Below are 24,102 nucleotides of genomic sequence, written 5' to 3' on the forward strand. Positions count from 1 at the left end.
ATACTTAATCCACTGACCAATCAGTGATTAAATACCTTATTCAACTAAATTAGTTGATACCTACTCCCGACATAAAACACCACACCTTTTCTTAGATTGGAATTAACATACCATATAAGTAAAAAAGAGTCAATTCTTTTTAACTTAATTAATCGTCAGAAGAAGAACCATTGCCATCCTGGGAGGATGAGTGGTTCTTTTTCCGTTTCTAGGCGAACACAGACAGGGTCAGACTGGTTGCTACAGCAACAAAAATCTCTTTACCCATATCTGTAATTAAGTTCAATAAGAAATGTCTAAAATTAGATGGAAAAGCAAAACTGTGACCTGCCACTCTATCCTCAGTCGCCCTTCTTTCCTATCATATGTTTCCAACAATCGTAATTACGTTCAAATAAAACACTAATAAAAAAAGGCCGTACTCTCCCCTTCTACCCTAGTTAAAAGTGCAGCTGACATTTGACGAAAAGGCTTCCTGCAATAGACCGTTTTAATTAGCTCAAATTTCTATTGGAATAGCATTCGTAAGAATACGGGATAAAGCGTCATTACTCATTATGAGAGGGACCATTTTCCTTTCATTCACGTTGATCAGTCCATGACTTAAGAAGTGATCGAATACTTGAACATTCGCATAACCTACCCTCCTAAGCTAGTCAATAAGCACCATCTGGTTTTTCGGAATTTCTAGGATGATTTCCTGACCCGTCCGGTAGGATTCCGTCATTTCCTTGTTCACAGTGAAATCCCCTATCACGGTTTCAATGACATATTGATAGCTTTTTCCCAGATACGTACTCACCTTGACTCGGCCAGTTAAACTATTTTCCAGAACCGCTCCAGCATTATCTTTTTCCCTGATCATCAGATCGTCCGGCCTGATAGCACCTATTTTTCCAGTTGAATTGGTCATCTGTGCATCCTTTTGCAGCACAAATGAGTAGCCTTGCTTGTTCAGTTCGATTTTATCTATATGATCCGTACGCTTATCGAATTCAATGAAGTTCTTGAAGCCGATGAAGTCTGCTACAAATTTGGTTTCAGGATATTTGTAAATGGTCGCAGGATCACTAAGCTGCTCGATGATCCCTTTATTCATGATCGCTACCTGGTCGGATATCGAAAAGCATTCTTCCTGGTCATGGGAAACATATACCGTTGTAATCCCCAGCTCTTGTTGGATGCGGCGAATCTCGCCTCTCATATTCACCCTTAAGTTCGCATCCAGATTACTCAATGGCTCGTCAAATAATAGGATGTCCGGTTCAATCACCAGCGCCCTGGCAATCGCAACCCGCTGCTTTTGCCCTCCTGAAAGCTCTTTGGGATATCTCTTTTCAAATCCTGTTAAATTGACGATTTCGAGCACATTCATTACTTTATTTTCAATTTCGCTTTTGGAATTCTTTCTCAGCCGTAGACCGAATGCAATATTATCGAATATCGACAAATGCGGAAATAATGCATGGTTTTGGAACACAAAGCCAAAATTCCGCTTGTTGACGGGCACTTTCGTATAGTCCTTTTCCTTAAATAAAAACTTCCCTTCGTTCGCTGTTAAAAGCCCGGCAATTAAACGCAGGGTCGTCGTTTTCCCACAGCCGCTCGGGCCAAGAAGGGATACTAATTTCCCTTTTTCAATCTCAAGATTGAAATCCTTTAATATATTCTGTTTGTTATAAGCTACAGATATATCTTGTAAAGTGAACAAAGCCATCCATCATTACCGCCTTTATCGTTTTGTGAAATAAGACAAGCCCATGAGCCGTTCTGGTAGGATCAAAGTAGTTTTCTACATACATCAGCATCTGAATCAGAAACGCCCTTACCCCAGCCCCTGTCATATAAACGGAAATGCCTACATTATTGAAGGATTCTAAGAAGGCGGTCATTGCTGCCCAAAATTCCTGATTTTAGATTCGGTAAGAAGACTTTATAGAAAGTGCGCTCCAAGGCTCTCAGCTGCTTCTTCAATGAAAAAGTCAAAATTTGATCCGCTTGAATCACACGGATGATGAACGGCGGCATGATAATAGTATGTCCTACAAACAGAGCCCATAAATCGGAAGCTGATAAACCCCCACAATATAACGTAAAACGCAAAGCCCAGCACAATTCCCGGTATTAAATGGGAGAAACGAAAAATGCATAAATCACGCTTTTTCCTTTGAAATCGAACCGGCTTAATGCATAGGCAGCCGGCACTCCCAGTTACAGTGCAACAGATAGCCAAGCGTTTTCCTGTTTTGAAAACTTTTTCAGAGAACTAAGCGCAAGATTGAAAACAATTGATATAACCTTGCATCGCATTGAAAACGCTCTCATAGGGATTTAATATAGCTAGTATAGAGCGATTAAAAATAGAGAGTATCAAAGGCTCGTTAAATGAGGGAGGAATTATTATGAAGAAGGCTTTTGAGAAAGCGCAGCAGTTCGGTAAATCTTTTATGCTCCCGATTGCCGTTTTGCCAGCGGCCGGTTTATTGCTGGGAATTGGCGGTGCTCTTTCTAATCCAAATACAGTTGAGGCCTATCCTTTTTTAGACTTTGCTTGGCTGCAGGCCATTTTCACAATCATGAGTTCTGCAGGAAGCATCGTATTCGGCAACTTGCCGGTCATTTTTGCGGTAGGTGTTGCAGTAGGATTGGCACGTTCGGATAAAGGGACCGCTGCACTGGCAGCCATGATCGGCTATTTCGTCATGAACAGTTCAATAAGTGCACTGCTTCAAATAAATGGGGAACTTGCCAAAGAGAATTTGGCAGGTGCCGGACAGGGAATGGCGGTCGGGATCCAAACACTGGAGACCGGTGTGTTTGGCGGTATCGTAGTAGGTATCGTTGCCGCACTTTTGCACAATAAATATAATAAAATTCAGATTCCGCAAGTGTTAGGATTTTTCGGTGGTTCCCGTTTCATTCCCATCATCGTTTCCTTCGCGTCCATCTTGGTTGGAGCCGTGCTGTTTATCGTATGGCCTTATTTCCAACTTTTCATAAACCAATTAGGTGCGCTGGTAACGAGCACAGGTACGATTGGGACTTTCTTTTACGGATTCATATTACGGATGCTCGGGCCGTTAGGGTTGCACCATATTTTTTACCTTCCCTTCTGGCAAACAGCTTTAGGCGGAACGATGGAGATTAAAGGGCAGATTGTCAGCGGGACCCAGAATATCTTCTTTGCGCAATTGGCCGACCCAACTACCGTCAAGTACTATGAGGGTGTTTCCCGTTTCATGTCCGGACGGTTCATCACGATGATGTTTGGTTTACCCGGCGCGGCATTGGCCATTTATCACTGCGCTAAACCTAAAAATAAGAAAATCGTGGCCGGCTTGCTTCTTTCAGCTGCCTTAACATCTTTCTTAACAGGCATCACCGAACCGCTTGAATTCAGTTTCTTATTTGTCGCCCCGATCCTTTATGTTTTTCATGCCTTCTTTGACGGACTTGCCTTCATGATGGCAGATATATTCAATATAACGATCGGTCAAACCTTTTCTGGAGGATTTATTGATTTTACTTTATTCGGGATACTCCAGGGTATCAGTAAAACAAACTGGGTTTATGTACTTCTCGTCGGCATTCCGTGGTTTTTCCTATACTACTTCACTTTTAAATTCTTGATCAGGAAGAAGAATTTAAAAGTGGTTGGCCGTGAAGATGATGAACAGGCCGCTGTTACCCAAGTAACGGCATCAGAGAGAACCCAGACCATCGTTGATGGATTAGGCGGACAGGAAAATATCGATATAGTCGATTGCTGTGCGACTCGTCTGCGTGTCACGGTAAAGGATGAATCATTGGTGAAAGAGGACGTCATTAAACAAACCGGTTCAAAAGGCGTCGTAAAAAAAGGGAATGGCATTCAAATAGTATACGGTCCCCAAGTAACGATAATCAAAAATGAAGTGGAAGAATACTTGGGTCATTGAGAACATAGATAACGATAAGGACGTGTTAAACATGCAACAGGTGCTGGATAAAATTCACAAAGGCTTAATTGTATCATGTCAAGCATTGGAGAATGAGCCGCTGCACAGCTCTTTTATTATGGGGCGCATGGCCATTGCCGCCAAAGAAGGCGGTGCGAAGTGCATTCGCGCAAACTCTGTAGCTGACATAATGGAAATCAAGAAAAATGTGGACCTTCCAGTCATAGGGATCATTAAACAGGTGTATGGACAAAACGATGTCTATATTACTCCTACCATGGCCGAAATTGATGCATTGATGGAAACTAAAGCGGAAATCATTGCGACGGATGCTACAGCCCGGGTAAGACCGGACGGTAAAACGTTAAAGCAGTTTTATGGTGAAATAAGAGCAAAATATCCGGATGTTTTACTAATGGCGGATGTATCCACCATTGAGGAAGCCATATTCGCTGACGATTTAGGATTTGATATTGTAGCGCCCACTTTATACGGCTATACGGACGAAACGATCGGCGAGAAAATATATCAGGATGACTATGCTCTGCTCAAAGAGATCGTAAAAGCAGTGAAAAAAGCAAAAGTGATCGCTGAAGGAAACGTCATAACACCAGAAATCGCCCGCTCTGTTTTGGATATGAATGTCCATGCTGTAGTAGTGGGCGGGGCCATTACCAGACCGCAGCAAATCACTAAAAGGTTCGTGGATGCTATCCAAAAATAGAACATTGCACATAGTAATGAAAAGACCCAGACTGGCAACGGTTTGGGTCTTTTTTTTGATTCATACTTCCTCAGGTTATTGACGTCCCTATTGGATACATTAAACTATGAATACATATAAGAAATTTGAAATGGGTGATCAAATGGAATATCTAGCAGAAAACCTCATATATGGCATTGAGTGCAGCATGGACAAATTCACCAAAACAGAAGAAGAATTGGCCAATTATATTCTGCAGCGCCCTGAAGAAGTAAGTCAGTTTACCATAAGTCAAATAGCTAAAAAGCTTCATATTTCACCTGCAACCATTACGCGTTTTTGCCAGAAATTAGCCTTTTCTGGGTTCAATGAGTTCAGGCATGAGTTAAAAAGGTTCGTGGATCTCCGAAATACACCGAAAAATATGAAGAACATCAAGCAGGTGGATTATTTCGCTAAACTGTATCAAGATCACTTAGGCATCATTGATAATACCTTTCACATAACCACATATGACAATATCCAAAAAGCCGTATCTTTCCTTACACAGGCAAATAGGATCCATGTATATGGAATAGGGAGTTCAGGTATAGCGGCCCAGGAGTTCAAGTCAAAGTTTTTCCGAATCGGCTTAACTGTTGAAGCTATTTCAGATCCCCATCAGTCAATGATGGATGCAGCTTTAAGTAACGAGAATAGTGTTGTCATCGGCATTTCCATTTCCGGAACAACGAAAGAAGTGATTTCTGCAGTTAAAATCGCAAAGAAGCAAGGTTCACGCATCTTGGTCTTTACTGGGGATAAGAATTCCGAGCTCTCACAGCTTGGCGATATATCGCTATTGGTCACAAGCAAGAACAGCATGCATATGGGACAAAACATCTCTCCATTGCTTCCGCTGCTATTACTTTTTGATTTAATATACACAGAGTTGGTTGCTAAAGATTATAAAAACAGGATAAGCATCAGGGAAAAGACTTTAAAGGTATTAACCAAGAAGGACTGACTTTTGGCCGCGTTAAAAAGTACATTGACTTACCCATACACGAATTATACAAAATCCATTTTTCGACTACATACAGTTATAATCAACCAAAATATGGATTAACCCTTATTATATTCTTATAAAGCGACTCCCCCACAGCGCCCGTACATCTACAGCCTGACCGAAAGCCATTTTCGTTATTCATCATATAAAAAAACTGGACCTCCAATTGTTAGACCGTGTCTAACAATTGGGGTGCAGTTCATTTTAGAAACAGTTTAAACTAATTTCTTTATTACCGGCATAGAACGTTCTTGGAGGCTCTCGGAAAGCAGACTATACGAAACTATTTTCTTTTTGTACTGTTTGACTACATCTACGTGGTCGTTGTAAATGTACACAAATAACCTAACATCCTTTTTGCCTCTTTTAGTATCAATGACTAATGGAGTCCCACTGTTTTCAGGATTTAAAAACAAATGCTCGTTCCCTGGGAATATATGATTCTTTTTCAAAAATATCGCTTTGTTGAAATAATTAATAACTTGAATTTTGTCTTCACCTTCCAAGCGTTTTCCGCCAATGGTTATGATGGTATTCGCGTCACTAAGTTCTGAATGAAGTTTAAATTTGCTGATAATCCAATTCACTGTATCGGTTGGAAGACAGGTAACTAATAGTTTTAACAAGCCTAAAAGAATTGTCAAAATCAAAACAGGCAATGTCATATTTCATCATCTCCGCTACGTTATAAATTTCTTTGAAGGGACCGTTTCATTTTTGGTGAAAAGTTGTACTTAAAGGAGGGCACAAAACATAATCAGACTCTATCAATATATTTTTCATTTAAATTTTTTATCCATAAATGGCAAAAGCCTCATTTGATTGTTCACTCAGCTTTCAAAGATGTTCTTTTTCAGGTATCTTTCAGATTCTTTCCGTTCACATTTTTGCCACATATGTGAACAAATTCACAATTTCCCACAAATAGAGATATGTTTTGTAAATCACTCGTACACAACATGACCTTTATACAATTAAGCCTATATTTCCATGCATTTTGATATACTATTATATTAATCATTCACGGGGTATCTTAGGCTAATTTTATTACGAAGTAGATGATGCCTACAGTTAAAACTAGGGCAAGACCAATATATATATAACTAAGGTTCAACAAATTCCCTCTCGTTGCTGCAGAATAATCACTATCACTCTTCCCCGTTAACGAAAGGGTACCAACCAGAGCAACTAAACTAATGGCTACTACTAATATTACACTTATCGTCATGATTCAACGCCTCCCAATATTATTATCTATTTCCTTGAACCATTTCAAATTATTCCGATTCTTATCGTATATCGTAGTGTAACTGCATAAAAACCCGTTCCTAATTTAAACATATCAAAATTAAATGGTCAGGTAGGTAGATCGCTCTTCTTGTTTACTGAGTAAATATATTAGAAAAAGCCTACTTCTCTATAATAAAAGAACAACCAATTTTAGGACCATCCAATCAAGGGAAATTTCCACCATCCACTTGTTGAATTCTTTCGTTAATATACAAAGAAAAATGCAGTGACCTAACTTGCAGACAAAAAAGAATCATGACTTTAGTCATGATTCCAGTTTGTAGCCAAAAGGAGTTCGGAAAACGTACTTTCATCAAAGGATGTTCCTGAACCACCTCGGGTATGGTTTCTATCTAAAGTTTATAAATGGTTGATTGGAGCGGGTGTACGAGACTCCTGCGGGGAAAGCGCGTCTAGGGGAGACCCCGCGGGCGGACCGTCCGCGGAAAGCGAGTTCCTGGAGCGGAAATCAACGTCTATAGTCTGGAAGCAGGGATACATCATGATTCACTTTCCTGAATATCAAAGCAGATGATTATAAACTTTTTACAGCCTCTGCAAACCTTTTGATGCCTTCGTGAATGGACTCCTCATTTTCCCTTGCAAAAGTAAAGCGTACATATTCCTTATTAGTACCTAATGTTGAACCAGGAACGTATATGACTCCTCTTTTGATGGATTCCTCCAGTAATTTTATTTCGTTCAAAGGCACCTTCAGCTTACACCACAAATGAATTCCACCATTTGGCGAAAAATACTCAACTTCTTTATGAAGGAATTCGTTAAGACTCGAAACTATTGCATCCCTTCTTTTTTCTAGCTGCTCTCTTAAATAGGTAATATGAGTGGGGAAATGCTCTGATTCAAGAAAATCGTTTGCTATCCATTGAGTGAATGAGCCATGGCCGAAGTCAACCTGTTGCTTTGCATCAGACAGCCGCTCTATAACTGGTTTCGGTCCTATTATCCAGCCAATTCTTAAGCCAGAAGCAACAATTTTTGATAAAGAGCTTATATATAGAACATTTCCGTTGTTGTCCATCGACTTAAGAGTATTGATTTTTTCCCCGGAAAAAGAAGTTAAACTATAAGGATCGTCTTCTACAACCGGTATTCCATATTCGGATGAAAGCTCTAGAATCCTTTTACGCCGGTTAATATGAAGCACCGTTCCTGTTGGGTTTTGAAAAACAGGATTCAAAAATATCATCCTGATACGATGTTTTTTATGTAGTGCTAGTAAATCCTCTGGGTTGATACCATCCTTATCAACTGGTAAAAGAAAAGTTCTTAGTCCTGCGGATTGAAAAATGGGAAGGTTGTAACTGTATGATGGATCTTCCAATGCAACGGCATCGCCTGGCTTCAACAAGCATTGGATAACGAGGTGAATGGCTTGTTGTGCACCAGAGGTAATCAGTATGGAAGATGGATGGGTATCGATTTTTCTATACTGTTTCACATGATTAGTAATTGTGTCCCTTAAAACCGCATTGCCCTGAGGATGATCATAACCTAAACTACCAATAAAGGACCTATTCGAAATGATTTCACGTAAGGATTGGACCGGAAATAAGTCTTCTGATACCTCCCCACTAGCTAAGTTTATAAGATTATTCCCTTCCGTTTCTTTCCGGATTCTTTGGGTTACCGGCAAATTGGGTAAAAATGAACCAGCTTCGATATATCTATTCCAACTAGGCATACGTTTTCTGTTGATTCCCCATATATCCTTGCTGATCATCGTTCCGCTCCCTTTTTTTCGTTCAACTAACCCATTTGCTTCCAATTCATCATAAGCTGCTACAACTGTACTTCTGTTAACCCCCAGTTCATGTGCCAAGAAGCGCTCAGAAGGTAACGGCTTATCTAGTAAAAATGTTCCATCAGCAATACCGCTCTCAATATAACCAGCTATTTGTTTATATAAAGGCTCCTTGGATTTTCTATCCGTTCTCCATTCCATAAGCTACATCCTTTAAATTGGTTTTGTTAAAAGCGTTCCAAATTATTAACTTTATTATCTATTTATTCGTTCCCTTAAATGGGAAACCTTTTATATCAGTATAATCCTCGGCCGGGATTATTGCACACTTAGGATGGAAGCTGTAACGTTTTTAAAGTTCCAGTTTTTATTATAATTGGTTTTTCCTCAATAAATAGAAACGGCCTCCATTCTTTAAAAGGAATGAAGGCCTTAGACTGTAGACAAACTCGATAGTAATGGAGATTGTCTACAATTTTTTTTAGGTTTTTAAAATATGACCGTTGATTTCCGCTCCAGGCACTCGCTTTCCGCGGGCGGTCCCGGGAGCCTCCTCGGCGCCTTTGCGCCTGCGGGGTCTCCCTTGGACGCGCTTTTCCCGCAGGAGTCTCGTACCTTCCGTTCCAATCAACTTTGTTTTAACATTTAGATAGAACTCCTATTACCTACAGGCTTTTTTGTTTTTAAAATAGAAGGATTAAAACTTGAGGTGATAAGGATGTTTTCTTTCCCACATGTGAAAGCCAGTACGAATAAGCGGCAAAAAGAAATTAATCAAGATCGTGAAAACAGTGGAAAGAAGCCTTTTCCACCAGATAAGTTTATCAAGGAAGAAACAAGGAGGTTAAAAAAAGTTCAACTGATCTTGAGAGTGGCTACTATGTGTAAGATGAACGAACAAAACAGTTTGCCTATTCGTTTCATACGGCAGCGGACCGCAATGGATTTGTGTTGGGGAAAATAAGTAACACACGGAAATACGCATGATAGTCATATCTTAGAGCCTCTGGTTAATAACAAGTGATTGAGAAAGTTGGAAAACCAGAAGCTGTTGCCGCAGATGCAGCTTATAAAACACCAGCCATTACAAGCTACCTCTTTGACAAAGAAAGCACACCGGCTTTACCCTATACACGGCCACGAACAAAAGAAGGATTCTTCCGCAAACATAAGTATGTTTACGATGAACATTTTGACTGTTACCTTTGCCCATCGGGCGAGATTTTAAAGTACTCAACAACAAATAAAGAGGGATATCGTGAGTACAAATCTCCCAAACACATTTGTAAGACATGTTCATTTTTATCACAGTGTACAGAAAGCAAAGACCATCAAAAAGTAGTGACACGCCATATCTGGCAAGAAAATATGGAAGAAGCAGATCACCTGCGTCATCATCAAGATGTAAAACCTATCTATGCGAAACGCAAGGAAACGATTGAGCGTGTATTCGCAGATGCAAAAGAAAAGCATGGTATGCGTTGGACTACTTTAAGGGGACTTAAAAAATTGTCGATGCAGGCGATGCTTACTTTCGCTGCCATGAATGTAAAGAAGATGGTCAATTGGACATGGCAAGGTCCAAAAATGGCCTAACATAGTGGGCTCGTAGAGACCCAAGCTCTTAATCTTGAGCAAAATTCCAAGAAAATATCAAAAGGGGTTCGGAATTAATACATTCCGAACCCCTTTTGTCGACAAACTGCGGCCTCCATTCTTTAAAAGGAATGAAGGCCATAGTTACATTTTTTAATTATTCAAACTTCCTATCAGCCAGGGACGATTCCGATAATGGCCGATCGGGATTTGGATCAGACTCGTTTTTCCTTGGGGGCCACCACCGATCTTGTAAAGTTCATCACACATTTTCACATCAAAGCCGAGCAGCGGGTGCCCGTTCATTCCAAGGGCTGACGACGCTATTAGTAATCTCTGGACGAGCATCCCCGCCTCCATGTGCTGGATGCGATATCCTCTATATCCAAGTTGCGTTTTGGAATGATCCCGATCGCCAACTACATTTATGCAAATTGGCACTTGCTGAAAATTCATGGTATCCAAGGACATTCCGTATTGCAATCGGAGCCGATGATCTCCTGGTTGTATCTGTCGTAATGAATGTGTCATGCTGTCATAATGGTAAGCACCATCTTGAATGTCTTCCACATTATACAAACAAGCGTATAGGGAAACGCGATGTTCGTCATTCTCATTTGTTCCATCCAAATCATTTCGATAGGAGAACGAAGCGCTTGCCTCCTGCAGGAGTGCCGCTAGTTGCAGTTGACTGACCTTCCCTAGAACGAAGTCCATTTCAGGGGAAAATCGATTTCGGCAAACTGATGCTAAATCATAGGACAACCGCTTCACGATAGGAAGGGCTATCACTTTTCCTTCGCATTCAGCCCCATTCTTTGGCTTGATTGGCCGGAATGATTGGGTGGACTCAATCATGGATGCTTCATTCAGTTTAGTTAACATCGGAAATTCTCTGATTCTCTGCGACCGAACATAGTGTTCAGGCTGAATGCCCGTCAATTCCCTGCATAATTCTGTCGAAGTGACAGGTCCGTTACCATTACTTTCATCAGCACACCAAAATTTGGTGTCTGCCGATAAGGGGATCACCGCATATGTGCTCTCTTCCTCATCCGAAAGCCCAAGAAGGTGATTGATGGCCCGATCAAGGAATTGGAAGCACACCCCAGCTGCGATTCCAAACCGTTTCGCCACTTCGAGCAACTGTCCAATGAGCACGCCCGCATCAAGCCCTTGCAGACGGTATGAAAAATTATTATATTTGTAGAAGTTTTTCCAAAACATCGTCGATACAAAAACCGTTCCAAAACTTGCAGACATATCAAATTTTCCACCAAGAGCCTTTGTTAAATATGAATCAAAATCCCCTTCCCGCAACAATACCAACCGGTGGTGTGCCACATCATAATGGTATATGCCAGCAGGCAATTCATCCATCTTCAAGTACACGTACAATTCACTTGGATACAAAGCTCCCCCTGATGGCGGAAAACGCCGGAATGACTGCATGAGGTCCCCAGACTCTAAGGATATCAGTGACTGACTAACTTGGGTCAGGCCATATGCATACCAGAGAAAATGACCGATTCCTTCGAGGTCCTGCTTGGAAGGCCCGTTGCACCCCTCAAGCGACAGCGGCACCTCCAGCGATAGTGGAAAAACAGGCAAGTCACGATAAAGCTTATACTTTAGCGGTGCATCATCCCAATCCACTTCCCAATCCGGCGGGCTTGCCTTTTCGATATCAAAATGCAAATTGTACAGAAATGCCTCTAGACTCATCCTCCTACCTCCTAAGTCACCGCTTATGGAAAAGGATGCGGATGCGGATTGAGCTGTTCGAATTCAAGCGGCCGGTCAGCATATCCAAGTTCCATCGGGATCTTCAGTACTCTTTCAATTCCTGTTATCCGCGTAAGATGATGCCCGAATGTCATCGGCAGCATCCCCGGGATCAGCACTTTCACGCAATGTAATCCATTCCGTTCAATTTCCGGTGCCGTCTGATCCACCACGATCACCTCGAGTTTCAACCGTCGAAACTCCTGAAGAATGTCCTGCAGATCATCGGTCAAGTCCGCATGCTTTGGCATTTGCTTGAATTCTTCATCAAACGTCCGCATTGGACGGTCATCATCCAGCAGAAACTGCAGTCGCTCTTCCGCTTCCGGCAAACCGTACAGCATGCCATGATCCTCCATTTGCCGTACCAGTGAGGAATCATATAGCATTTTCTCAAACTCCTCCTGGTTCTCTTCCAATTTATCGTCAAGGGTCAGCATCATGCCCGCTAATTCGAAGACCGCGCTTTTTACCGCCCGGACCGGGTCCAGATGAGCCCCTGCCGCACATATGATATTCAATCCTTTTTGTTTCCTGTTTTTTGCCAATGCCCATATGCTTGGTATACCGTGTTCCATGGTCGAATTAAACAAGTAGATATCATATCCACCTGCCGCCCTTGCCCTCTCAATCATCAATTCCAGTTCTTTGTCATTTGCAGAATAAGGATCAAGACGTGTGAGAGGCAACTGCGCATACCAGGTCAACAAAAACGAATCACGTTCCACCACTTCCATAATGCCGTAGAAAATGGCCTCCTCCAAACTTCCCCCTAAAGCACAGCCATTGGAAGTTTCATAAACAAATCCATCTCCGCAGCCCAAACTGTAATAGGAAAGCAATTCCGGGACCAAGATCGGCCGTTCTTGCAAAAATGAATGGCCCCATACCCAATCTATCGAGCGGTCAGGATCAAACGGTTGAAACGGGAAATCCCGCTGTGCATAATGTTCCTTCGAGTGTACTCCTATCTTGATGGGATCGAGCGCATGCTCTTTCAGGTTGCTATAGCTTCCATGCATGACTGTCCGTTTGCCGCGGGGCTCCAATCCGCAGTATCTTTCCAAGCCCTCCAATATGGCAGTCATCTCACTGGCGGCATATGAGAGAGTCCGGCCTGCCGCCCCTTCATCTCCAATGAACAAAGGCAAATTAACACTTACATCGGCAAAAGGCGGCACAAGGTCTATCATTTTATTATTCAAGAATCCTATGCGGTGGTCCAAGTAATCCTTGGCCAGAACTTCATTCAGATCCTCCATTGAACGGGTTCGGTAGCTGTCGGGACTGACTTTCGGACTTGGCTGTAACGTAATCCTTGCACGATCCTTCGAGTCATCAGGTAATCGGCTGCAAACCATACACAATGGATCAGGTAAAAACGAGTGCCACGAACCATTCAGGGTCTTCATGTTGATTATTGATACACGTCCTTCCGAACGGGCGTGCTCTCCATTCATCACCTTCTTTACCTCTGCCCCAATCAGGTGTGCCATCTGCAAAAGGCCTGTGCGGGATGCAGCCGCATCACGCTGTATCCCCCCATTATCTTGCAGTTGCTTGCGGATTCCCCACATTTCCTTACGATCACGCCCAGCCATGAGATGCCTTTGGTCTGCACACTGTGAGCAGCCCGGAATGCCCGGGCGTACCAGCGGACCTACCACTCCCTCTCCAAATGATACGAACCCCCGCAGCCATGGAATACCCGCTGCCCTTATCACCTCTTCCGCCATTTGATGGACAGCGGGATTCCAAGCATCTTGCAGCACAAGGACCATAGCCGTCGTTTGCGGTATTCCTGATTCGAAATCGGTTTGGCGATTGACTTGATATTGGCCGGACAGATCCCCTTGAACATGGTCGGCCAACACTCCTTCCCCGACAACCAATACGTCAGTTTTCACCCTGATTCCTCCTCTCGCAAAAACACCCCAAACACACCTGCCAATTCTTCCTTCAAGAAAGGTTCCAGTTCTAATTCGAAAACGAAGATCCGCTTCTTATTCTTCTCCAAGACTTGAAGGGCGGACTTTAATATCTCGGAATTCCCCGTCACCCCGCACGAAGGAATCACAAGATTCAAGGGCATTTCTTCTTTAAGAACAGGCGATGCCACTAAATCTGGAGCTGTGAGGCAAACGGTCTGATTTTGGACTTTCATAACCGCCTTTTGCAACGCGTTCCGTAATGCGATCGTTACATTCAAACCGACAGCGCCTGACCAGCCATCGCTCGTTCCTGCCCAAACTACAGGGAAACCGGACACATCCTCACCCAACGCGATGATCGGCTCTCCTTGCAGCCGGGTCAACGCTTGTAAATAATACCGGCAGCGTTCATCATCCACCTCTGCCAACTGGACTGCCACAAGATTCTCCTGGTTGAACTCCTTATTTCCAAACTCTGTATCCAAACTGCTTTGCAACCCGCGGCAAGCACATTCAGCAAATGTTTCCCCTGCTCCGACACCGATGGATTCCTTTATTTCGCCTGATCCTTTAAGCGGAGATAGAGTCGGTACGAGCTGGCTGAGTGTTCGGGATACATATGCTTCAACCCCCGCCAGGCCGGTTTCCCTCCTCGCTTCCTCATGCGTCAGATCTGAACGGATAATATCTGGCAGAAGTTCGGCCGGGCCGGACGACAACGGATCAACAACCTGAACGCGGCATTGAGCCAACGGCAGCTGTTTTAAATCTCCCTCCTCCCAACTATGAAAGATTCCGGATTCCGCCGATGTCAACCGGCTGAAATGCATAAACACTTTCCCAGGCTCACCCCTGCCCGATTTCTGTTCGAGCCGCTGATCAAAATCTTCAATCCATTTAGCGGCTCCTTTTCCCGTCACCCCCGGATGTGGAAGAAATGGATGCCATTTTCCCTCCAATGTTTCCATATCCAACAGATAGAATTGATTGGCTTGTTCTGCTGTAGTAACACCTGTAGCCTCTTTAAACCACTCGAATACCATTATATTGGCTAACATCGCTCCGGCTGTGGAGGAAAAAGAAGCAGACGCCTGATTCTTTTCCAGCACAGTTTGATGTAAACGATGCCACGCTGACTCCCAACACCCCTTGGAATCAGGATGGACAAGCGGACCAGCCATGCCTACTTGATTGATGACCAATGCAGGGAACAGAACCTTTTTCCCTTGCCTGCACACCGAATGAAGTTCTCTTAATTCCCCTATATCACCCTCCTGTGACACATATAATATCGAGTCAAAAGGCCGCGTGATCTCCTGCCATTCATTCCCCGCTCCCTTCTCAAGCACGACCTCCTCTATGGCTACCTCTTCGTCCCTTTCACGCGCATGTTCAACGATTTCCTTCAATCTTCGTCTATTGGTCGGTACCGTGTCCGTAATGAGGATATGGAATGTGGGCAATCCGGATTCGACCAGCGAGGACACCAATGAAAGGAACAATGGGCCAGATCCTATAGCCAACGCCTTTCCCTTTCGATAAGTTTGAAAACGGTGAGCCCCGGAATCGCCGCAACTGTCCAGGAACTCGATTTGGGAAGCATACCTATCAACAACCTGATCCCTTAATTGATGAGGAATATCCTGACTCACATCCCTAGCAAACCCATTCGCGTACAAAACCTCGGCAATCTCCATCACACGATTCCGATATGGGTCAGGCAATCCATTCGTTAATTCACTTAATGTATGGTGCCCATTGAACATCGGTAATAGCTTTTCAACCCACTGAACAATTGAACTGCCCTCCATACGGAACGAACTTATGTTATTCCTGAAGTACACACCTCTGTTTGGTTCAGGGAGAAAAAACGTGTCCCTTTTCACTTTCAGACGCATAGAAGGGGTCATATTTCCCATTCCGATCCTCCTAACCCGAAGCTTTTCTTGGTTCTGCTTCAGCACTTCACTTTAATCCTATGTATGACAATTTGTCTCTTATGTCTAATACCTCATAGAAAAGTCCCTGCAGCATCAATGCAGGGACATCTCCTCCTCTTTTTAAAACCTGGACTCTTAACGGAAGCAACGACCGCAGCGACCGCAACCTCCGCAACGACCACAGCCTCCACAACCTCCGCAACGACCGAACCCACAGCCCCCAATAAAGCAACCAAGGCAACCAAAACAACCAAAACCGAAACCAATGAGTCGGGAATCGTCAGAATACCCTTGCTGGAACTGGCCTTGATCCCAAGGAATTGGCTGGCTTACCTGAAAATCGTCTACATTCAACATTTGAAGTTGATTTTGAAACTCATACATTTATATAACCTCCATATATTCATTGAGGGAATACTTATTACAGAAAAGGAAATAGGATCAAGATAATCTAAGAACCCACACCACATTAAGTACTCCCTTCAACAAAATATGTAAAGGGAGTGGGTATTGCCACTGAAGAAAAAGCCTATTTTCACCAAATACCCATTCACGACGAATGCCTGATCACCATTAAAAGACAAATGAAAAAACAGAAAACCAGAAGGTTACATCCTTCCGGCTTTCATGCACACCTCTTTAAATTAAGGTTCTTACAAGTCACTTGCCTTTTCCTCTTCCTTATTTCAATGGAGGATCATTTATGTATAGCCATATCGATCGGTCACCAGGATATGCTTAAATGGAAAGTCACCTTAATTCTGCAGTTGTTCATAACGCTTCCAGTTTACTGATTTCTCCAGCACGATAGATATCAATACACCCATTATGAGCCCATTGGTCAAAAAGGGCTGTAAAAGCGTGGGAACGCCCGAAAATGCATTAGGCAAGATATTCATCAAGCTCACTCCGACCAATACTGGTACGGCAAGCCTGAATATCGTGTCTGAAGTAAAATGCTGACCCTTGACGCTGTTGAAAGCCGTGCCAAACAGTTGAAGGTAAGCGACGAACAATACAGCATTCCCGACTGTTATGGGCATGGTGGCCAGGAAAGAGATAAAAGGAGGAATGAGTCCGATTATGGTCAACAGCATGCCTCCAAATAAGAACGGCCTCCGCTCATAGATTTGAGTACTTTGCAAAAATCCAATGGATGAAGTAAAAGGTGTATACGGAACAAGGCCAAGCACAGGAGCGAAAATGGTAAAACCGCCAGTCATGAATAAAGAATTTCGATACTGCTTGTGGTCAGCTTCATCCCCCATTAACTCGGATGCAGCTTGAATGGAAGCGAACGTATTACACAAATTCAGTAATCCTGCAAAAAAAGAAATCGCTATTATCCCGAATTCCAGGTTTGGAACACCTAATGGGAAAAATGAAAAAGAGGCACTCGCCGGCCCCATTTCTCCCCCAGCCTCTGGAAATAGCAGCGAGTAAAAAATCCACCCCACTATTATCCCGATCAAAATGGAGAAATTGCTAATGGTCCTTGGTCCTTTTATCTTTAATATACTTACTAAAAAGACAATCCCCAATGACAGGATACTGACCGGGATGTTAATTCCCCCATCCTCCGTGATCCCGAGCATCCCCTTAAAAAAGACAAAAATGAGCTGGAACGTCAGAAGGAATAAGTAAACGGTCATGACCATGGGAGTGAAAATCTTCTGGACATAAGAAATCAGGTTGAAGGCAGAAATAATGATGGTCACTACACCAGCTGCAATGAGACCAGTCGCTATTCCCCCTCCTATTTCAGCATAACCGAGCCCTATGGATGGTGCAGATAACCCTAAATTCAACATCACTCCCCACAGTAGTCCGGAGTGCCCTTCCATAATTGGATACTTATGTCCCTTCCACCCCTGAATCACGCAAGCGATCCCAGTGAAAATGAGCGAGCTTCTCATGGTCATTTCCGTAACATTTGGGGGAAGATCAAAAGCTGCGCCAATCGATATTGGTACTACTACCGTATTTGCAAAAATAAAAAACAACCATTGAAAAGAAGAAAATAGAGTCACAGAAGATCTCCAGCTTTTCATAGATTCCATCTCCTTTGAACATGATACTTTTTAAAGATCATGGTGAATACATGGTTCGATTGCCTTTCCCTTGAACAAAGGCGAAAGGACAACACCCATGTTAATGACTGCCGTCCATCATGCCGGAATAAAGGTCCAGATTCCACACAAAATATCAGAGCTTACCATTAATATAACAAACGCTGCAGCTCCCTGCTAATTTGTTGGCTGGACTCGATTACGGACAAGCGGAAGCCAAACCCTTTATAAAAGGAGCATTGTTAACCAGTCCTTTTTTGAATCGAATTCTCCATTTAGTATATTGGGCAATAACGATAATGACATGGGAGGGAGATCCTTAACAAATGATAGCAAAATAATTACTTCCTCAACAAATAACGCCAGTAAGTAAAAAGTACACGGGAGCAGACACGGCAGCCAGCCTGTTTTGCTAGACTTTCAAAACCCAAATAAAAAGGAAATCCGGAAGTATCCAGAGATCCTTAGGTTAGCCTTACAACTCTATTGACTGCTTTTGTTTATACAGTGAACCGGAAACTAAATTCCCCTTGTAAATGACCGCTTTACGTTCAGAACGCCTCGCAACTGCTTCTGCAGAACAGCTCGCATCAATCAATACTAAGCTTGCAGCATCCCCAGCTTTCGGCCATATTCGGTTACCATTTTCATCTAATGGAGTTTTTCCGCCCGTTATATACCCAAGTGTTCGAGATAGGGAGACTTCATCAATCCATTTGAAGCGTTCCGCTAGCCTGCCGGCTCTCTCTAAGATGTCGCCATTCCCTAGAGGTGACCATACATCAAAGATATTATCATTACCTACTGATACTTCAACCCCTCTTTCATGTAATAAATCGACAGGGGGCATCTGCCTGTTAATGGGGACGCTGGTGACGATCGAAATCCCCGCATCCCTAAGAATGTCAGCCAGCTCATAGGCTTCTTCCTTGGATACGTCCCCTATACCGAACGCATGGCTTAATGCTACCCTGCCTTCCCAGCCTGCTTGCTTGGTCAGAGCTGCCAAACGTTTCATGGTGAACGTGCCCAGGTGCCCGGGATCATGTAAATGCAAGTCGACATCAGCGTCCGCTTCCACTGCTAGATCCATCAATTGTACAAGCGAAGCTTCAATATTGTTATCGACTGATGCTGGATCGACTGCCCCGACGATTCCTGCTCCGTTTCGCAATGCCTCCCTGACAAGCTTGGCAGAACCCGACCGCAACAATCCGTGCTGGGCAAATGCGACGATTTCTGAACTGAGTCTACTAGAATAGCCGGCAAGCGCCTGTTGTACTTGCTCTAAGTTTTGCAATCTCACTTCCGGGTAGATATCAACATGAGTCCGTACATGTGTGGAGCCAGAAGCTAAAAGTATTTCCAGTAAAGACTCTGCACGTTTACATGTGCTAGTTGCAATCGAAGGCAAAACCTTTTTCTCATTTTCAAAGCGTTCAATGACACTCGAAGAAGGAGTGCATGCTCTCCAAGCATCCCCCATCAGTGTTTTATCAAGATGGACATGCTTTTCAATGAAGGAGGGTAATGCCAGCAATCCTTTTGCATCTTCCACTGGTGAATCAGTAGGCATGGCTTCCCCATCCTTGATAATCTTCGTGATTTTTCCATCCTTCACCAACAGATGAAATAGCCCGGTTATCGTTCCTGTAACTCTTTCATTCTCTTTCCGGTAACCACATTCCAAACGAACATTCTTTAACAAATAGATTGTATTCATGCCCTTCATCCCTTCTTGAAATAGACATTCAATTCGCCTTCAAGGCGGATTCACAGTCGAGTCCACCGTAAACAAGATTTCCATTGACCATGACTGCTGCGCGCGTCGATCTCCTGGCAACTGCCTCGGCAGCACTTGATGCATCCACAAATACCATACTTGCGTCATTTCCCACATTCGGCCATACACGATTTCCTTCAGGGTCCAGTGTCTTGACCCCGCCCGTAATGAATTGGAGCGATTGAGACAATCCATACTCGTCCTTCCAGTTGTACCTCTCAGCCAATCTTCCTGCCTTTTCCAGCATATCTCCTGTACCGAATGGAGACCAGGAGTCATAAAAACCATCACATCCTAGAGCAACATGGACACCCTTTTCATGAAGTAAATCAATGGGGGGAATTACCCGGTTTATCGGAACAGTAGACATGATGGCTATTCCTAGGTTTGATAAAATACTGGCCAGTTCATGTGATTCTTCAATAGGGACATCCCCAAGTGCAAAGGCATGACTGACAGCCGCCCTATTTTTCCATCCAGCTTCCTCGATTAAAGAAGCCAGTTTCTTGATCGTATAAAATCCAAGATGACCTGGATCATGTATATGGATATCAATATCTGCATCAAACTCAACGGCTAGATCCACCATTTCATATAGGGAAGCTTCAATATTATTATCCACTCCACCAGGATCCAAGCCTCCCACCAAAGCCGCCCCTTCTTTCATCGCTTGTCTCATTAACCCTTTTGAATTCGTCCTTAGCAGTCCATGCTGGGGGAAAGCCACGATCTCATATGTCATTTTTCCTTTGAAACTACTTAGCGCCTTTTGAATTTCTTCCAAATTTTTCATACCGATGTATGGGTCAATGTTAACATGCGTCCTTATATGCGTCGCACCGCCGCTTAACAATAGTTCAAGCATCCGTTCAGCCCGGAGTCGCCCAGTTTCAGCAAGTTCAGCAAGCTCTTTCGCTTCTAGTTTTAAGCGTTCCATTAAATTCGGAACCGGAGTGCATGATTTCCAGGGCAGTCCTAAATAGGTCTTGTCCAGATGGTTATGCATCTCTTTAAAAGGAGGAAGTGCAAGCAGCTTTTTCGCGTCTTGAACGGGCATATCCGTTTTCAAAGGCATACTTGAGACCAATTGCAATTCCTCTATGATCCCATCTTTTATATACATGTTGTATGGAGCTGTCTTTGTTCGAACAATTCTTTCATTCTCAAAAACAAATCCACTATCAAGTGTAACGTTTGTAAGCCAGTATGCTTTATTCATCAAATTTCACTCTCTTTAATAGAAGATTAAACACCTGTCGTCTCGAAAGATGAAATAGATCCGCTAACTACATTGCCCCTGAAGATGACAGCGGCACGCTTTGATCTTCGGGCCACCGCTTCCGCTGAACAGCTTGCTTCAAGCAAAACGATATTCGCCACATCCCCGACATTAGGCCATGCCTTGATCCCGTCTTGGTTTAATGGGGTAGTCCCTCCCGTTATGAATTGCAGGCTTTTAGCTAATGAGCGTTCGTCAATCATGCGAAACCTCTCTGCAAGGCGGCCGACCTTTTCCAGATTGTCCCCAATGCCAAAGGGTGTCCAATGGTCAGTGATGCTGTCATTACCCAGTTCGACTTTCACCCCTTTTTCATGGAGCAGGGGGATGGGGATCGTCCTGAAGATAGGCACTGTGGATGTAATGGATATTCCTGTTTCCGAAAACCTTTCGGCTATACTCGTTGCTTCTGGAACTGAAACATCTGCCAAACCGCTGGCGTGGCTAACCGTTACCCTTCCTTGCCAGCCTGCGTCTTCCGTCATGGAAGCGAGACGTTGCATCGTAAAGAGTCCAAGCTGATCCGGATCATGTAAATGGACATCGATATCGGAATTCGATTCAACCGCGATATCCATGATCGTTTCAAGGGACCGCTCTATATTTTCATCAATTGTGGCGGGATCCACGCCTCCTACAAGATTCGCCCCATACTTCATGGCCTCCCGTAGTAATCCTGCGGAATTTGAGCGTAATAGTCCATGCTGTGGGAATGCGACGATTTCATACGTCAATTTATCCTTATACCCTTCTAACGCTTGAATGGTGGCCTCTAAATTTTTCAGACCTATCACGGGGTCAATGTTACAATGGGTGCGTATATGGGTAGATCCGAAGTCCAATAATAAATCCAGCATTTTTTCTGCTCTTACTTTAGCGGTAGGCAATAACTCGGGAAGTAAGACCTGCTCTTCCTCTATCCGGGTTTTCACGCCATTAATGGCAGGCATGCAAGCCTTCCAAGGTCCGCCATAGTACGTTTTATCAATATGAATATGCATTTCTTTAAATGAAGGGACCATCAGGAGACCGTGAACATCATGCTGTGGGTCCTGATCTGTTATCGATTCCTTCGCTAATAAAATGGATGATATTATTCCATTTTCAATCTTAATGTGGTAATTTCCCGTTTCAGTACCGGTAATCGTTTCATTTTCATCATAAGTAAAACCATTTTCCAAGCGTACATTCGTCAACCAATACGATTGTGACATTAAACTCACCCTTCCATTCCAGATTGAACATGCGTCCCTTTCATTATAATTCTTAAGGTCATCTAATAATTTCAGAATTTTTACTCTTTTTTATGTTATTTTTACTTATTGTGCCAAAGAAAAAAGGCTCACCCTAATGGATGAACCCTTTCTTCTTATCTCCCCATCACTTTATCGTTACTTCATTTATTTCCAGATAGCCTGAAGGACTGATTGAAAACCCTTTTACACCTTTCGAGACTGCGGCAACATTTTCAATGACCCTTACAGGAATATATGGGGTATCACTCATCTCAATCTCTTGTGCTTCTGAGTATAGGTCTTTGCGTTTTTCTTCGTCTTTTTCTTTACGGGCAGCATCTATTAAATTATCAACCTTTGGATTGCTGTAAAAGAAGGTATTTCCAGCCGCTCCCTGTGATTCCGTATGAAATAGATTATATTGATTATAATCGGCATCCCCTGTCGCGTTTCTCCAACTGATGATGAACATTTCCGATTCCCCTTTATTTACTTGTTCAACGAACGAACCGTACTCCATGACCTGAACCTTCAAATGGATCCCGATACCTTTTAACTGTGATTGAAGTACTTCTGCCAAATTAACTCTTTCTTTACTATCCATTGTTAGAATAGTCGCATCAAGACCTTTAGAATAACCAGCTTCAGCCATCAATTTCTTTGCTTCTTTAAGATTGTAATCATAGGTTTTCAGATCAGCGTCGTACCCGAATACCTTAGATCCCATTAAGGAATTTGCCTTTACACCAACATTATTAAAGACACCCTTAATAATGGAATCCATTTCAATGGCATGGGCTATGGCTTTACGAACACGGACATCATTAAACGGTTCTTTATTTACATTAAATCCTATATATTCGGTACCATACCCTTCATTGCGGTAAACATCCATAGCCGCTGAGGATTCTACCTGGTCCATGACAGCTACAGGAAGAGGTTCTGCAATATGTGCTTCTCCCGTTTCTATCATCGATATCCTCGTGGAATCTTCAGGGACGACCTTGAAGATAACTTTGTCCACCTTTGGCTTGTCTCCCCAATAATTTTTGTTTTTCATCAAGGTAATTTCTTGGCCTGGTGACCATGAATCAAAAACGAAAGGACCTGTTCCATTCGGTTCTTGGATAATTTTTTTTCCGTACTTTTCAATCGTTTTTGGACTGATGATTCCGCCTTCGTGATTCGCCAAGATGGAAAGCAGCGGGGAAAAAGGTTCCTTCAGAATGAATTGCACGGTATATTCATCAACCGGTTTCACTTCTTTTACCATATCGAATACTACCGCTCTAGGAGAAGCGACCAACGGATCCAATAGTCGATCAAACGTCTTTTTTACTGCAGCTGCATTAAATGGTGTGCCATCATGAAACGTTACATCATGCCTAAGCTTGAACTCCCAGGTCGTGTCATTTATTTGCTTCCATTTTTCGGCCAGCATAGGCTGTATCTCACTATTCTCATCACGCTGGACAAGACCTTCATAGATTTTATGGTGAGTGACGCTAGCGGCGTTAATCGTGGACATGAACTGCTGATCCAAATTCTCGGCGTCGGATAAGCGGGCAATGACCAGTGTACCCCCTTCGTTTGATGCTTTGTTCGGATCACTTGCTGTTGTGCTTACGTCATTGTTAGAAGAACAGCCAGTAATGATGATAACCATGAACATGATTAGGAAAAGCTTTCCTGCCCCACGCTTCAATCCCATGGACTTCGACCTCCAGATTTCATTTTTTG

General features: G+C 43.2%; 16 protein-coding genes and 2 pseudogenes. 5 read left to right on the forward strand and 13 right to left on the reverse strand.

Going from position 1 to position 24,102, the window contains the following annotated elements; translation table 11 throughout:
- Positions 1-652 precede the first annotated feature (652 nt).
- Together AC1DVK_RS13900 and AC1DVK_RS13905 are read right to left on the reverse strand one after the other, a co-directional pair.
- Positions 653-1,717 (reverse strand): ABC transporter ATP-binding protein, encoded by a 1,065-nt coding sequence (locus AC1DVK_RS13900; protein ID WP_477626711.1) that lies wholly within the window; start codon positions 1,715-1,717, stop codon positions 653-655.
- Positions 1,718-1,732: 15 nt separating this feature from the next.
- Positions 1,733-2,211: pseudogene (locus AC1DVK_RS13905) on the reverse strand (ABC transporter permease); the annotation flags it as partial.
- Between the two features lie 191 nt (positions 2,212-2,402).
- On the opposite strand from AC1DVK_RS13905, the gene AC1DVK_RS13910 reads away from it, so the two are divergent.
- The 3 genes from AC1DVK_RS13910 (at position 2,403) to AC1DVK_RS13920 (ending at position 5,647) form a co-directional block, all read left to right on the forward strand.
- Entirely contained in the window at positions 2,403-3,938 is a 1,536-nt protein-coding gene (locus AC1DVK_RS13910) for a maltose/glucose-specific PTS transporter subunit IIC (protein ID WP_477626712.1), read from the forward strand.
- 31 nt (positions 3,939-3,969) lie between these two features.
- The gene (locus tag AC1DVK_RS13915) at positions 3,970-4,662 is read left to right on the forward strand and encodes an N-acetylmannosamine-6-phosphate 2-epimerase (RefSeq protein ID WP_089363034.1); all 693 of its coding nucleotides are present in this window, start codon (positions 3,970-3,972) and stop codon (positions 4,660-4,662) included.
- A 106-nt stretch (positions 4,663-4,768) separates the two neighbouring features.
- Positions 4,769-5,647 (forward strand): MurR/RpiR family transcriptional regulator, encoded by an 879-nt coding sequence (locus AC1DVK_RS13920; protein WP_286140850.1) that lies wholly within the window; start codon positions 4,769-4,771, stop codon positions 5,645-5,647.
- A 257-nt stretch (positions 5,648-5,904) separates the two neighbouring features.
- Here the strand turns inward: AC1DVK_RS13920 and AC1DVK_RS13925 are convergent, their stop codons facing one another.
- The 3 genes from AC1DVK_RS13925 to pdxR all read right to left on the reverse strand — a co-directional run bounded on the left by AC1DVK_RS13925 (position 5,905) and on the right by pdxR (position 8,945).
- Entirely contained in the window at positions 5,905-6,354 is a 450-nt protein-coding gene (locus AC1DVK_RS13925) for a YfmQ family protein (protein ID WP_089364234.1), read from the reverse strand.
- A gap of 368 nt (positions 6,355-6,722) precedes the next feature.
- Positions 6,723-6,917, reverse strand: coding sequence for a hypothetical protein (locus tag AC1DVK_RS13930; RefSeq protein WP_061464872.1), 195 nt, complete (start codon positions 6,915-6,917; stop codon positions 6,723-6,725).
- 597 nt (positions 6,918-7,514) lie between these two features.
- Positions 7,515-8,945: a MocR-like pyridoxine biosynthesis transcription factor PdxR gene (gene pdxR, locus AC1DVK_RS13935; protein WP_477626713.1), complete on the reverse strand. Its 1,431-nt coding sequence runs from the start codon at positions 8,943-8,945 to the stop codon at positions 7,515-7,517.
- Positions 8,946-9,477: 532 nt separating this feature from the next.
- Between pdxR and AC1DVK_RS13940 the strand changes: the two are divergent.
- Positions 9,478-10,340 (forward strand): annotated as a pseudogene (locus AC1DVK_RS13940) (transposase); the annotation flags it as partial.
- Between the two features lie 153 nt (positions 10,341-10,493).
- On the opposite strand, the gene AC1DVK_RS13945 reads toward AC1DVK_RS13940, so the two are convergent.
- The 3 genes from AC1DVK_RS13945 to AC1DVK_RS13955 are packed head-to-tail and all read right to left on the reverse strand — an operon-like array spanning position 10,494 to position 15,975.
- Positions 10,494-12,065 carry a SagB family peptide dehydrogenase gene (locus tag AC1DVK_RS13945; RefSeq protein WP_477626714.1) on the reverse strand — a complete coding sequence of 524 codons (1,572 nt, stop codon included), beginning with the start codon at positions 12,063-12,065 and terminating at the stop codon, positions 10,494-10,496.
- Between the two features lie 23 nt (positions 12,066-12,088).
- Positions 12,089-14,032: a TOMM precursor leader peptide-binding protein gene (locus tag AC1DVK_RS13950; RefSeq protein ID WP_477626715.1), complete on the reverse strand. Its 1,944-nt coding sequence runs from the start codon at positions 14,030-14,032 to the stop codon at positions 12,089-12,091.
- Positions 14,029-15,975, reverse strand: coding sequence for a putative thiazole-containing bacteriocin maturation protein (locus tag AC1DVK_RS13955; RefSeq protein ID WP_477626716.1), 1,947 nt, complete (start codon positions 15,973-15,975; stop codon positions 14,029-14,031). Before AC1DVK_RS13955 ends, AC1DVK_RS13950 begins: the two co-directional genes overlap by 4 nt.
- A 117-nt stretch (positions 15,976-16,092) precedes the next feature.
- Between AC1DVK_RS13955 and AC1DVK_RS13960 the strand changes: the two genes are divergently transcribed.
- Positions 16,093-16,446: a hypothetical protein gene (locus tag AC1DVK_RS13960; protein WP_477626717.1), complete on the forward strand. Its 354-nt coding sequence runs from the start codon at positions 16,093-16,095 to the stop codon at positions 16,444-16,446.
- A 305-nt stretch (positions 16,447-16,751) separates the two neighbouring features.
- On the opposite strand, the gene AC1DVK_RS13965 is transcribed toward AC1DVK_RS13960, so the two are convergent.
- The 5 genes from AC1DVK_RS13965 to AC1DVK_RS13985 form a co-directional block, all read right to left on the reverse strand.
- Complete coding sequence (locus AC1DVK_RS13965; protein WP_089364229.1) at positions 16,752-18,047, reverse strand: uracil/xanthine transporter; 1,296 nt, start codon at positions 18,045-18,047, stop codon at positions 16,752-16,754.
- 493 nt (positions 18,048-18,540) lie between these two features.
- Positions 18,541-19,788, reverse strand: a complete 1,248-nt coding sequence (locus tag AC1DVK_RS13970) for an amidohydrolase (RefSeq protein ID WP_477626718.1) — start codon at positions 19,786-19,788, stop codon at positions 18,541-18,543.
- A 28-nt stretch (positions 19,789-19,816) separates the two neighbouring features.
- Positions 19,817-21,067, reverse strand: coding sequence for an amidohydrolase family protein (locus AC1DVK_RS13975; protein ID WP_477626719.1), 1,251 nt, complete (start codon positions 21,065-21,067; stop codon positions 19,817-19,819).
- A 26-nt stretch (positions 21,068-21,093) separates the two neighbouring features.
- Positions 21,094-22,341, reverse strand: a complete 1,248-nt coding sequence (locus AC1DVK_RS13980) for an amidohydrolase family protein (RefSeq protein ID WP_208857032.1) — start codon at positions 22,339-22,341, stop codon at positions 21,094-21,096.
- Between the two features lie 166 nt (positions 22,342-22,507).
- The gene (locus tag AC1DVK_RS13985; RefSeq protein WP_061464890.1) at positions 22,508-24,073 is read right to left on the reverse strand and encodes a glutathione ABC transporter substrate-binding protein; all 1,566 of its coding nucleotides are present in this window, start codon (positions 24,071-24,073) and stop codon (positions 22,508-22,510) included.
- Positions 24,074-24,102: the final 29 nt, after the last annotated feature.

It is taken from the genome of Peribacillus sp. P4_B1, from assembly GCF_056402395.1.